Origin of the sequence: Amycolatopsis sp. NPDC051371, from assembly GCF_040682155.1 — a bacterium.
Taxonomy (GTDB): Bacteria; Actinomycetota; Actinomycetes; order Mycobacteriales; family Pseudonocardiaceae; genus Amycolatopsis.
In genome coordinates this window covers 166,743-178,684 of record NZ_JBFBAG010000003.1, presented here as the reverse complement: position 1 = coordinate 178,684, position 11,942 = coordinate 166,743, and the positions used below count along the sequence as shown (strand labels likewise).

The 11,942-nt window shown below is 70.2% G+C and carries 13 protein-coding genes; 7 read left to right on the top strand and 6 right to left on the bottom strand.

The genetic code is table 11. From position 1 onward, the window contains the following. Positions 1 to 9: 9 nt before the first annotated feature. The 4 genes from AB0M59_RS05395 to AB0M59_RS05380 are packed head-to-tail and all read right to left on the bottom strand — an operon-like array spanning position 10 to position 3,182. On the bottom strand, positions 10 to 996 hold the full coding sequence (locus AB0M59_RS05395; RefSeq protein ID WP_364609093.1) for an aldo/keto reductase: 987 nt from the start codon (positions 994 to 996) through the stop codon (positions 10 to 12). Between the two features lie 17 nt (positions 997 to 1,013). Further along, a complete protein-coding gene (locus AB0M59_RS05390) occupies positions 1,014 to 1,337 on the bottom strand; it encodes a carboxymuconolactone decarboxylase family protein (RefSeq protein WP_364609088.1) in 324 nt (107 codons plus the stop codon). 47 nt (positions 1,338 to 1,384) lie between these two features. Next, positions 1,385 to 1,759 carry a DUF2255 family protein gene (locus AB0M59_RS05385; protein WP_364609081.1) on the bottom strand — a complete coding sequence of 125 codons (375 nt, stop codon included), beginning with the start codon at positions 1,757 to 1,759 and terminating at the stop codon, positions 1,385 to 1,387. 16 nt (positions 1,760 to 1,775) lie between these two features. Further along, positions 1,776 to 3,182, bottom strand: coding sequence for an MFS transporter (locus tag AB0M59_RS05380; RefSeq protein ID WP_364609074.1), 1,407 nt, complete (start codon positions 3,180 to 3,182; stop codon positions 1,776 to 1,778). Between the two features lie 180 nt (positions 3,183 to 3,362). Here AB0M59_RS05380 and AB0M59_RS05375 point away from each other — a divergent pair, with 180 nt between their 5' ends. Continuing rightward, a complete protein-coding gene (locus AB0M59_RS05375; RefSeq protein ID WP_364609067.1) occupies positions 3,363 to 4,241 on the top strand; it encodes a helix-turn-helix transcriptional regulator in 879 nt (292 codons plus the stop codon). A 31-nt stretch (positions 4,242 to 4,272) separates the two neighbouring features. On the opposite strand, the gene AB0M59_RS05370 is transcribed toward AB0M59_RS05375, so the two are convergent. Next, positions 4,273 to 5,037 carry an SDR family oxidoreductase gene (locus tag AB0M59_RS05370; RefSeq protein WP_364609061.1) on the bottom strand — a complete coding sequence of 255 codons (765 nt, stop codon included), beginning with the start codon at positions 5,035 to 5,037 and terminating at the stop codon, positions 4,273 to 4,275. Between the two features lie 33 nt (positions 5,038 to 5,070). On the opposite strand from AB0M59_RS05370, the gene AB0M59_RS05365 reads away from it, so the two are divergent. Further along, positions 5,071 to 5,544, top strand: coding sequence for a helix-turn-helix domain-containing protein (locus AB0M59_RS05365; protein ID WP_364609053.1), 474 nt, complete (start codon positions 5,071 to 5,073; stop codon positions 5,542 to 5,544). 9 nt (positions 5,545 to 5,553) lie between these two features. On the opposite strand, the gene AB0M59_RS05360 is transcribed toward AB0M59_RS05365, so the two are convergent. Beyond that, positions 5,554 to 6,348: an IclR family transcriptional regulator gene (locus AB0M59_RS05360; protein WP_364609045.1), complete on the bottom strand. Its 795-nt coding sequence runs from the start codon at positions 6,346 to 6,348 to the stop codon at positions 5,554 to 5,556. A 158-nt stretch (positions 6,349 to 6,506) separates the two neighbouring features. On the opposite strand from AB0M59_RS05360, the gene AB0M59_RS05355 reads away from it, so the two are divergent. Genes AB0M59_RS05355 through AB0M59_RS05335 form a run of 5 tightly spaced genes read left to right on the top strand, consistent with a single transcriptional unit; the run spans position 6,507 to position 11,904 of the window. After that, a complete protein-coding gene (locus tag AB0M59_RS05355) occupies positions 6,507 to 7,760 on the top strand; it encodes an aromatic acid/H+ symport family MFS transporter (RefSeq protein WP_364609040.1) in 1,254 nt (417 codons plus the stop codon). 29 nt (positions 7,761 to 7,789) lie between these two features. Beyond that, on the top strand, positions 7,790 to 9,373 hold the full coding sequence (locus AB0M59_RS05350) for a bifunctional 3-(3-hydroxy-phenyl)propionate/3-hydroxycinnamic acid hydroxylase (protein WP_364609031.1): 1,584 nt from the start codon (positions 7,790 to 7,792) through the stop codon (positions 9,371 to 9,373). A gap of 16 nt (positions 9,374 to 9,389) precedes the next feature. After that, complete coding sequence (locus AB0M59_RS05345; protein WP_364609029.1) at positions 9,390 to 10,307, top strand: VOC family protein; 918 nt, start codon at positions 9,390 to 9,392, stop codon at positions 10,305 to 10,307. Next, positions 10,304 to 11,185, top strand: a complete 882-nt coding sequence (locus AB0M59_RS05340) for an AraC family transcriptional regulator (protein ID WP_364609026.1) — start codon at positions 10,304 to 10,306, stop codon at positions 11,183 to 11,185. The genes AB0M59_RS05345 and AB0M59_RS05340 overlap by 4 nt, the downstream gene beginning before the upstream one ends. Then, positions 11,185 to 11,904, top strand: coding sequence for a methyltransferase domain-containing protein (locus AB0M59_RS05335; protein ID WP_364609024.1), 720 nt, complete (start codon positions 11,185 to 11,187; stop codon positions 11,902 to 11,904). Before AB0M59_RS05340 ends, AB0M59_RS05335 begins: the two co-directional genes overlap by 1 nt. Positions 11,905 to 11,942: the final 38 nt, after the last annotated feature.

Genomic DNA, 11,942 nt, shown 5'->3' with positions numbered 1-11,942 from the left:
ATCTCCGCCTCAGTGGCCGGTCATCCGCTCCAAGTTTTCCGGGTAACGGGCCCCTTGAACGTCGATGCCGGCGGCGACGGTTTCGATTTCGCCGAGATCCTCTGTGGTCAGTTCGAGCTCGGCCGCGGCGAGGTTTTCTTCAAGGCGGTGCAGCTTGCGGGTACCGGGAATCGGGACGATCCACGGCTTGCGCGCGAGCAGCCACGCCAGGGCGACCTGTGCCGCAGTCGCCTGCTTCCGGGCGGCGATGGTGCCGAGCAGATCCACCATGGCCTGGTTGGCCTGCCGGGCCTCGGCGGTGAAGCGGGGGATGGTGCTGCGGATGTCGGCGCTGTCGAACGAGGTCGTGCTGTCGATCGCGCCGGTGAGGAAGCCCTTGCCCAGCGGGCTGTACGGCACGAACCCGATGCCGAGCTCTTCCAGCGTGGGCAGCACCTCGGCTTCCGGATTGCGCCACCACAGCGAGTATTCGCTCTGGACGGCGGTGACGGGCTGGACGGCGTGCGCGCGGCGGATCGTGGCCGCGGCGGCCTCCGACATCCCGAAGTGCCGGACCTTGCCGGCTTGGATCAGGTCCCCGACGGCGCCGGCGACGTCTTCGATCGGCACGTCGGGGTTGACGCGGTGCTGGTAGAACAGGTCGATGGTGTCGGTCCGCAGCCTGCGGAGGCTCGCGTCGGCGACCTGTTCGACGTGCTCGGGCCGGCTGGACAGGCCGGTTTGCCGGCCGTCGGCGTCGAACGCGAAGCCGAACTTGGTCGCGATCACGACCTGCTCGCGCACCGGTTCGAGCGCCTCGCCGACGATCTCTTCGTTGGTGAACGGGCCGTACACCTCGGCGGTGTCGAAGAACGTCACCCCGCGTTCGACCGCGGCGCGGATGAGCGCGATCGCGTCGCGCCGATCGGGCAGCGGCCCGTAGCTCTGGCTCATGCCCATGCAGCCGAGTCCGATGGCCGAGACACGGAGATCCGCGCCGAGAAGCCGGGTTTCCATAAAAACTCCTCCGGGTTTCAGTTGCCTTCGAAGACCTGCTTGGCCACGGCCATCGCGGACATGGCTTTGGGCCAGCCGGCGTAGAAGGCCAGGTGGGTGATGGCCTCTTTCAGCTCGTCCTCGGTGGCGCCGTTCTCCTTGGCTAGGCCGAGGTGATAGGTGAGTTGCTCGGTGTTGCCGCCGGTGATCAGCGCGGCCACCGTGATCAGGCTGCGGTCCTTCGGTGAGAGCTGCTCACGCGGCCAGACCTGCCCGAACAGCACATCGTCGGTGAAGCTGACGAGGGCCGGCGCGAAGTCGCCGAACATCTTCTGCGCGCCGGACGGCTCGGTGTTCGCCATGGTGATTCCTCCTTTTCGGGTCCCCCTGTCCGGGGGCGTCGATTGGGTCAGTCGTGGGGCCGAAGCCGTGCCGTGGTGGCGACGGCCCGGTCGGACAGCATGGGCGGCAGGTGGCTGCCGGCGTAACGGGCGTACTTCCCGCGGTAGGCGTCGTCGATCGCGGGTGTGTCTTCGCCGGCGGGCTCGACGGTGACGTCCCGTTCGACGCCGGCCGCGCGGACACGGGCGGTGCCATGACTCGCCGCATGCCGGTACCAGGCGCCCTCGGTGCCGCGGTAGGAGCGCACGTACAGGCCGTCTCCCACTCGCACACTCCAGATCGGCACCCACGCACGTAGCGACCCGTCGCCGCGGCGGGTGGTGATCTCCAGTTCCTCGGCGGCGCCGATGCGGTCCAGTTCCTGGTCGGTCCAGTCGGTCATCCGATTCCCTTCATCGTCAGGTGCCCTTCAGCGTCGTGCGGACGGTGCGCAACCGCAGGGCGGCGATCGCGGTCGTGGCGGCGACCGCCGCGGCGAGCAGCAAGCTGGTTCTCACTCCCTGCTGGAACGTGGCCGGGTCGGCCAACAGCGCGCCGAACACCGCGATGGCGAGCGCGCCGCCGACTTGACGGCTCGTGTTGAACACGCCGGAGGCGGTCCCGGTGTCCTTGGCGGCGACGGCGTCGAGCAGGACGGTGGTGGCGGGCGGGGACACCAGTGGCCCACCGAGCCCGATCAGCATCATCAGAGCCGACAACGCCCAGAGCGGGGTCGAAGCCGGAACCAGGCTCAGCACAACCAGGCCGACCGTCATCGACAGCAGCCCGGCCACGATGAGCACCTTGTGGCCGGCGCGTTCCGCCAGCCGGGCGGAGAACGGGGTCAGTGCCGCGCCGATCAGCATCATCGGCAAGAACGCGACGCCGGTGGCCAGCGCGGACAGCCCTCGAACCTGCTGGAACCAGAGGCTGAACACGAACGGCGACCCGAAGTAGCAGACCATGAACGCGAACCCGGTCGCCACGATGATCACCACGGTGCGGGAGCGGAACAACCCGGGCGGCGTCATCGGATGTGCCACCCTCCGCTCCGTCACCACGAACAGCGCCAGCGCCACCACGGCGAGCGCGAACGCGCCCAGCACCCGGGGCGCCGTCAGGCCGGCCACCCCGGCCTCGATCGCGCCGTAGGTCAGGCCGCCCATCGCGAGCGCCCCGGTGACCTGGCCCATCGCGTCGACCGGGGCGGGACGGCGGGCCGAGCGGGGAACGTGGGTGAGCAGCAGGAGCGCCAGCGCGCCGACGGGCACGTTGACGAAGAAGATCCACCGCCAGTCGATCGCGTCGAGCACCCCGCCCAGGACGGGCCCCGACGAGGACGCGACCGCACCGCCCATCGCCCACCCGGCCAGCGCCCGCCCGCGCGTCACCGGCTCGGGAAACGCCTGACGGATCAACGCCATTGACGACGGCGTCATCACCGCCGCCGCGGCGCCCTGCACGAACCGTGCCGCCACCAGCGCCGCCAGCGTCGGTGAGAGGCCACAGGCCACGGACGCCAGCACGAAGCCCGCCAGACCGGCGCCGAACGTCCGGCGCGCCCCGATCCGGTCGGTCAGCGAGCCCGCCGTGAGGAGCAGTGCGGCGAACAGCACGGTGTAGGCGTCGATCACCCACTGCAGCCCGGCCACGCTGCCGCCGAGGTCGGTCCGGATCGACGGCAGCGCCACGTTGACCACGACCGCGTCGAGGGTGATCACGAAGAACCCGAGCACGGCCGCGATCAGTGCCGGGCGTGCCGGCGCCGGAGCGACTCCGGGGCCGGTGCAGCATTCAGCGCTGTCGGCTGTGACCGGAATGGACATGCGGAAAGGTCTCCTGGTACACGAAAGGTGGAATTCGGGCTTGGTTGTCTGACGTTCGCCGGCCGAACCGCGTGGCCACCCTCGATGAAACCTATCGCCGGGCCTGCGTGGGAGGACGAAGTTATCGGGGGAGAAATTCGACCCCCTTTCCGGCGCGCGGAGCGACGTACGGTGGCCTATATGGACCACCGAGCGGAGATTCGGGACTTCCTCGCGACCAGGCGAGCCAAGATCACCCCGGAGCAGGCGGGCCTGCCGCCGGGCGGCGGACGGCGGCGCGTGCCCGGACTGCGCCGCGAGGAAGTCGCCATCCTGGCCGGGGTGAGCACCGACTGGTACATACGGCTGGAAAGAGGGCACATCGGCGGGGTGTCCGAAGAGGTCCTCGACGCGGTCGCCCGGGCCCTGCAACTGGACGAGGCCGAACGAACGCACCTGTTCAACCTGGCGCGGGCGGCCAAGAACGCCAAGGCGCCGCGGCGGCGCGCCAAGCCGGCGCTGCGGCCCAGCGTGCATCGCCTCCTGGACGCGATGACCATGACCGCGGCCTTCGTGCGCAACGGCCGCCTGGACATCCTCGCCATCAACGCGCTCGGGCGTGCGCTCTACTCCCCGGTGTTCGACGATCCGTCGCACCGGGCGAACATCGCGCGCTTCAACTTCCTCGACCCCCGCGCCCAGGACTTCTACCCCGATTGGGACGACGCCGCGAACACGACGGTCGCCTTGCTGCGTACCGAGGCCGGCCGCGATCCGCACAGTCGCGAGCTGTCCGAGCTCATCGGCGAACTCGCCACGCGCAGCGACGCCTTCCGCATCGGGTGGGGCGCGCACAATGTCCGGTTGCACCGCGCGGGCGTCAAATCCTTCCGGCACCCGGTGGCCGGTCCGATGGGGCTCGACTTCGACGCGATGGATTTGCCCAGCGGTACCGGCGAAAAGCTCACTCTGACCGCCTACACCGCGGAACCCGGGACCCCGTCCGGTGACGCGCTGGCCCTGCTCGCCAGCTGGACCGCCACCCACATCGACGCCTCGGCCGACGAGAACGCCCGCTAGCGGCTGGTTCGGCCGCGAGCGGGCAGCTCCCTCAGTGAGCCAGCATGATGCCGCCGTTCACCGGCACCACGACGCCGGTGGCGTAACTGCAGTCCTCACTGCCGAACATGGCGATCGCACGACCGATGTCGACCGGGTCCGCCACCCTGCGCAGCGGGGAGTGCTCGGCGATCCGCGTTTCGATGCCCCTGAGCGCCGTGGTCGCCGCGGTGGCGTCGGTGCGGACGTAGCCGGGCGCCACGACGTTGGCGATGATGCCATGCGGCCCTTCTTCGTGCGCGATGTAGCGGGCGAAGGTGTTCAGCGCGGCTTTCGCCGTACCGTGCCCGATCATGTCCGGGGCGCCCGGGCCTTCCGCCATGCCGCTGGACACGTACACCAGGCGGCCGTAACGCTGCTCTCGCATGATCGGCAGGGCGAGTTGCGTGACGTGGTACGAGGCGGCCAGTTCGTCGGTCACCTTGGCGGCGAAATCGTCCCATGGCAGGTCGGCGAACGCGGCCCGCTTGAGCGGGGTCGCAGCGTTGCACACCAGGGCGTCCACGCGGCCGAAGTGCTCGACCGCCGCATTGATCAGACCGGCAGCCTCGTCCCGAGCGCGCATGTCGCCGGGGACGGCGATTCCCTTGCCGCCGGCCTGTTCGATCGCCTCGACCACGGCGTCCGCCGCATCCTTGCGGCTGTGGTAGTTGACCACCACGGCATAGCCGCGCCGGCCGAACTCCACCGCCGCCGCCGCGCCGATTCCGCGGCTCGCTCCGGTGATCACCGCTACTTTTGTCATCGATGTCAGCACACTGTCAGGCTACCTGACGGTATGGTGGGAAGCATGCCGGAGCAAAGAACCGCGTTCGAAACCCTCGACCAGGACGGCCCGCTTCTCGGGCCCTTGGTCAGAAAGGCTTACCGGTGGTACCGGGACGGCGTGCAGACGCGACTCGCGCTGCGAGGGGAGCCGGCGCTGAGCATCGGGCAGTTCGAGATCTTCGCCCAGGTCGACTGGGATGGGACCACGATTGCGGAGCTCGCCCGGCGCATGGGCACCACGCGCCAGTCGGCGCACCAGGCGGTGCGCGAACTCGTCCAGGCGGACCTGTTGGAAGTCGGGCCGGATCCCTCGTCGGGGCGCAGCAAACTGGTCCGCCCGACCGCCAGGGCCGCCGACCGGCTGCGCGCCGCGCACGAGGTTCTCGTCGAGCTCGAAGGCGAACTGGCGAAACGCCTGGGACTCGACCGAGTCGGGCAACTGCGCGAAATCCTCGGCAGCGACTGGGGAACGCCGTCGCAACAGGATCCGGGCTAGCCGTGGTGTTCAGCCGCGCAGGGCCAGGGTCGCGCTGATTTCGGTTGCGGCGTCGCGAACGGCTTCCGCGATCACGGGGAGTCGGCTGTCGGGAACGCGGGCGGAGACCGCGGCGATGCTGATGGCCGCCACTACTTCGTCGCTGTCGTCGCGAATGGGTGCGGCGACGCCGAGCACGTCCGGGTCGAGTTCGCCGCGGCTGGCCGCGTAGCCGAGCTTCCGGGTGTCGGTCAGCCGGCGCGCGAGGTCTCGTTTGGTGGTGAGGGTGCGCTCGGTGAAGGCGGGGAACCGCACGCCGGTCAGCACCGCGTCGATCTGCTCCTGAGGCAGCCAGGCGAGCAGGACGTGGGCTGCCGCACCGGCATTGATCGGGAGGACTTCGCCTCGCTCGTAGGAAATGCGGACCGCGCGGGAGTTGGCGTCCTCTCGCTCCAGGCAGATCACCGCGGCGCCGGCGAGGCGGGTGAGCAGGACGACCTCGCCGACCTCGGCGGCGAGCCGTCGCATGACCGGCCGCGCCGCTTCGGAGAGACCGAGCCCGCGGCGAGCCAGCCGCGCCAGCTCGAGCACCCGGCTGCCGAGGCGGTAACCCCCGGTGTCGGCCTCCTCGAGGAACCTGGTGCCGACGAGGCTTTGCAGGTAGCGGTACGCGGTCGAGCGGGCGACACCCAGCTGCCGGGCCACGTCGGCCGCGGACAGCGTCAGGTGCTGGTCGTCGAACATCATGAGGATGTCCAGCGCCTTGTCCGCTGTGGAGTTGCGTTCGCGGTACGTGCCGCCGGAGCGCGCCGAATCCCCTGTCATACCCGACAACCTAACCGAACCGGCTGGCACCGGTGAACTCGGTCACGGCGCCGCGGCAGTCAATGAGTGTCCTGAGAAACAGGACTTGTGTTTCATAAAACAGGACCATAGCCTGGGGTCGAGATAGCGCCCCGGACCATCAACGACGAGGAGTCCTCATGCGCCTGCTCAGTCACCGTGTCGGGTCCCCGTGGGCGGTTGTCGCGCTGTGCTCCGTGCTGTTGGTCGCCGAGGGGTACGACCTGATCGTCTACGGCGCGCTGCTGCCGTCCCTGCTCAGGGAACCCGGCTGGGGACTGACCGGTGCGGCCGCGGGAACGATCGGCAGCATGGCCTACGTCGGCATGTCGATCGGGGCCCTGGCCGGCGGCCGGCTGACCGATCGGTTCGGGCGGCGGTGTTTCGTCGTGGGCTCGGTCGCGTGGTTCACCCTGTGGACGGCGGCCGGTGCGCTGTCCGGTGGGCCCTGGCAACTCGGTCTCTTCCGGCTCCTCGCGGGAATCGGCATGGGTGGGGTCATGCCGGCCGCGTTCGCGCTCGCGACGGAATACGCGCCGCGCGGCCGCACCGCCCTGGCGATCACGGTCATGACGACGGGCCTGCCCGTGGGTGGCACGCTGGCGTCGTTGCTGGCCCTGGGTGTGCTGGAAGCGCACGGGTGGCGGGCGATGTTCTGGATCGGTGCCGCGGCGTCGGTCGTGATCCTGGCCGTCGCCGCTGTGTGGCTGCCCGAATCGAAGTCCTTCGTTCGTGCGCGAGCCGAACGGACGCGCTTCGGCGAGTTGTTCGGCCCCCGTCTCCGGGTCACCTCGATCTTGTTCGCGCTGACGAGCTTCGTCAGTTTGCTCACGTGGTACGGCATGAACACGTGGGTGGCCACGGTGATGCGGGCGTTGAACTACCCGCTGTCGTCGGCCTTGACGTTCTCGTTGGTACTGAACGCCGGCGCCGTGGCCGGATCGTTCGCGTTCGCCGCCGCGGCGGATCGCTGGGGCAGCCGTCGCACGGGAGTGGTGTGCGCGTTGTTCGCGGCCGCCGGTATCACGGGCTACGTTCTCGGCACCACCGTTCTCGCCGTACTCCTGATCATGATCGCGCTCTTCGGCATGGGCGCGAACTCGGCGCTCAACCTCATCAACGCCTCGATCGCGGCCACCTATCCGACCCCCTTGCGAGGCACCGCGCTGGGCTGGTCGAACGGCATCGGGCGGCTCGGTGCGGTGGCCGCGCCCACCTTGGGCGGGTGGGTCCTCGCCGGTCTCGGCCCGCGGGCGGTGTTCGGCACGTTCCTGATCACCGCGCTGTGTGCCGCCGCCTTGTTCGTCGCGCTGGCGCTCACCGCTCGAAGGAGCCTGTCGGTGTCGTCTTCGGCCGGTGCCGGCCGTCCGCTGGGCGCCGAGGCCGGAACGTGAAAGCCGAGCTGTCGGAGAAGGGACAACGTGTGGGCAGGCAGGACAGCGATCGGGAGGGGACCGACGTCGTGGTCGTGGGCGCCGGACCGGTCGGGATGACGGCGGCCGCGTTGCTCGCCGCGCGCGGCGTCCGGGTGACCGTTCTCGAACGCCGCACCCGGACGAGCGACGAGCCCAAGGCGATCAGCATCGACGACGAGTCGTTGCGGGTGTACCAGTGGGCCGGGCTGGCCGAACGCATCTTGAAGATCATCGTGCCCGGAACGGGGACCCGCTATTACGACGCCGGCGGGCGGCCGGTGTTCCAGACGCGGGCGGCCCAGCCGTGCCGGTTCGGATACCCGTTCAAGAATCCCTTCGCCCAGCCGGACCTGGAACGCGAACTCGCGGCGCACCTGCGCGCTCAACCGAACGTCACGCTGCACCTGGGGACCGCGGTCACGGCGCTGGCGCAAGACGCCGACGGCGTCGAACTGCAGACCACGCGAGGGCCGGTACGGGCCCGCTTCGTGCTCGGGTGCGACGGGGGCCGCTCGACCATCCGGGAACGGCTCGGCATCGGCATGACCGGACGCAGCTACGGCGACGCGTGGCTGGTGGCCGACCTGCTCGGCGACCGGCACGACGAGCGTTACGGGATGCACCACGGCGACCCGGATCGCCCGCACGTCATCATCCCCGGGCGGAACGGGCGCTGCCGGTACGAGTTCCTGCTGCGGCCGGGGGAAGGCGAACCGGGCGTGCGGCCGGACCTCGGCTTGGTGCGCCGGTTGCTGGCGCCTTACCGTGAGGTCACCTCCGAGCAGGTCGAACGACTGGTCACCTATCGGTTCCACGCCGTGGTCGCCGACCGCTGGCGCGTGGGCAATGCCTTCCTGCTCGGCGACGCGGCCCACATGATGCCGCCCTTCGCCGGTCAGGGGCTCAACTCCGGCATCCGGGATGCCGCGAACGTCGCGTGGAAGATCGCCGACGTGGTGGCCGGACGGCTGGCGGAGTCCGCTTTGGACACGTACGAGACCGAACGGCGACCGCACGCGGAAGCCACCGTGCGGCTGTCGGAGCGACTGGGCCGCATCGTGATGACGACCCACCCGCGGTTGGCGCGGAATCGGGACCGGCTGATCAGCGCCGCGGTGGAGACCGACGCGGGGCGCTCGTTCTTCGAGCAGATGCGCTTCCGCCCGCCCCACGTCTACACCGACGGCCTGCTGTCGGGGCCGCGCGAACTGGTCGGAGTGGCGGTCGGGCAGCCGCAGGTGTTCGACGCGGACAGCAGGCGGATCCGGCTGCTGGACGACGCCCTCGGGCCGGGCTGGTCGCTGGTGGGTGTCGGAGTCGGCCCGGCCGACGTGCGCCGCGCGGCCGAATCGGTGGCCGTGCTGTCGCCGTCGTTTGTGCAGGTGCCGGTCGACGACCGCATGCCCGCGGCCGGCGACCTCCCCGCGTTGATCGATCTCGACGGCCGCCTGAACGCGGAGTTCGCCGCCTACCGCGGCCGGCTCGTGCTGCTTCGCCCGGATCGGTTCGTCGCCGCCACGTGGCCGGCCGGTCAGACACCTGACCTCACTGCTTTGCACCTGGCCGCGCGGGTCGCGACGGCGGCCGCGTAACACGAAAGGAACTGGCGTGCCACACCAAGAGCGGGTCATCCTGCCCGAACCGGAAACCGCGGGGACGTTGCGCAGAACTGCCACCTCACACCTCGGCCTGCGGGTGCCCGATGTCGCCGCGTGCAGTGAGTTCTACTGCCGCGTGCTCGGCATGGAACCGCAGGAGGATCTCGCGGGTGGTGGCGCGCGGCTGGGCTGGGGCGGCGGGCACCACGTCCTCGACCTGCTGCCGGGCGAACCGGCGGTGGACCACATCGCCTTCGAGGTCGCCGATCCCGGTGGCTTGGACGCGCTGGAAAAGCGGCTTCGCGAAGCCGGTCACCAAGTATCTCCCTTGGACGAGTCCTTCGTGGACGAGGCCGTGGCCGATCCTTCCGGGTTGGTGTGCACCGACCCTGACGGCACCACGGTGCACTTCCACGGTCCGGTGGGGCGCTCGGGCGAGCACGCCGCGGACACGGGGCGGCGGCCGATCAAGTACCAGCACGTCACGCTCGCCACGACCGACGTCGCCAGGATGGCCGCCTTCTACACGGGTGTGGCCGGATTCCGCATCTCGGACCAGCTCGCCGACGGCGGTTTCGCCTGGCTGCGCAGCAACCGGGACCACCACACGCTCGCGATCGTGCGGGGCCCGCGGCCGGGATTGGACCACTACTCCTACGACCTGGCGCAGTGGGAGGACTTCAAGGCGTGGTGTGACCGGCTCACCGAGGAAGAAGTCGACGTCGTGTGGGGTCCGGGCCGGCATGGGCCGGGCAACAACCTCTTCGTCTTCTTCGACGATCCCGCCGGCAACCACGTGGAGCTGTCCGCGGAGATGGAGAAGTTCCACGACGACCGCGTCACCTACGTGCCCCGCCGGTGGACACCGGTGCCGCGCAGCGTCAACCTCTGGGGCGGCCAGCTGCCGGGCTGGCGCAAGACATCATGAGCTCGGCTCTGCTGTCTCGCCGGCCGGTCAACGGATTCGCCGAGGACGGGTTCGCCGTCGGGTTCGCCGCAGCCGGCCCCGGGCTCGAAGCGATCGCCTCGGCCCAGCGAGAATCGTCCTACCTCGTGGTTTTCGGAATCTTCGGTGAACTCCCCATCGAGCGGGGCGGGCAGCGGCTTCGGGTCACTCGCTCGGTGGCCGCGGTCGTGAACCCCGGTGAGCAGATGGTGATCCATCCCGGCGGGGGACCGGCCGGGACGCTCGTCGTACGCCTGTGCCGCCGGCTGGTGGGGCGCGAACTGACCGCGTTGCTCGGCCGGGAACCCGGGACGGATACGCGGTTCGGGCTCGCCCTCGACCTCACGCGGCCCACCGGGCCGGGCATCCGCGACCTCGCGCACGGCCTGCTCGGCCGGCCCGCCGACCGCGAGGCGGAGGTGCGATCACTCGTGACGAGCCTGCTGCTCGCGCACCGCCACACGCATTCCGAGGCGCTCCGGGAAGATCCGGCACAGCTCGGGCCGCCGTACCTGGCTCGGGCCGTCGAGTACATCGAGGTGCACCTCGCCGAACGGATCGCGCTGGGGGACGTCGCGCGGGCGGCGGGACGCAGCGCCCGCACCGTCGACGCGGCGTTCCGCGAGCACCTCGGCGTGTCACCCATGGCGCACGTCCGCAACCTCCGGCTGGACCGGGTCCGCGCCGCGCTGCCGGCCTCTCGGCAAAAGACGAGCGTGATCGCCCTGAACGCCGGGTTCACCCATCTCGGCCGGTTTGCGGCCGCCTACCGCGAGCGTTTCGGCGAGCTTCCGTCGGCGACGCGCGCCGGCTGCCGGGTGCGTTCGAAGACCAATTCCGCAATGAAAGGTGAAATGTGATGGACACGGGTAATCCCTGGGACTACATCCAGCCGTGGGACGAGGAATTGATGGGGCCGGAGATCCGTGATCCCGAGGCGCGCCGGAAGTGGGAGCTCGCGGTGTCGATCGCGGGCGGGCTGCCCTACATCTGGCGCGAGCCGGCCAGGCCGGTGTCCGAGATCGTGTACGGGTTGCTGGAGCTGCGGCCGGGCGATCGCGTACTCCTCATCGGGGAAGGCGTCGGTCCGGCGGGCTGGGACAAGGAGATCCAGGCGCTCGTCGGTCCGGAAGGGACGGTCGACTCGACGGAGATCATCCTCGACGGCCGCCGCGCCGTGCTGTCCGGCACGAAGGGCCGCAACGGAGTGCGGGGGTGCTGGCGGTGGGACTACGCTGACGAGGCGGAGGACGAAGCCTACGACTGCGTCGCCGTCCTGCAGGCCACGCAGCACTGCGACGACTGGGCGGAGGCGGCCGGTGATCTCCTCCGCGTCCTGAAGCCCGGACGGCGGATCGTGCTGGCCGAAGCGGTCCTCCGTGGCCCGACCTTCGAATCGCGCGTCAACGCCGACGTGCACCTGAGCCAGTGGTTCCGGAAGATGTTCGAGTTCGTCCCGCCCGCCGAGATCCCCTACTACACGGGCGAGGAGATCCGGGCCGCCTTCGGTGACCGCGTGGCCGATCCGCGCGTGTTCGAATGGCGTGGCATCGAAATGTTCTGGGGCCGGAAGAAGTAAGGGCATCTCCCCGATGCCAGTTCGAGATGAGGAGGCCT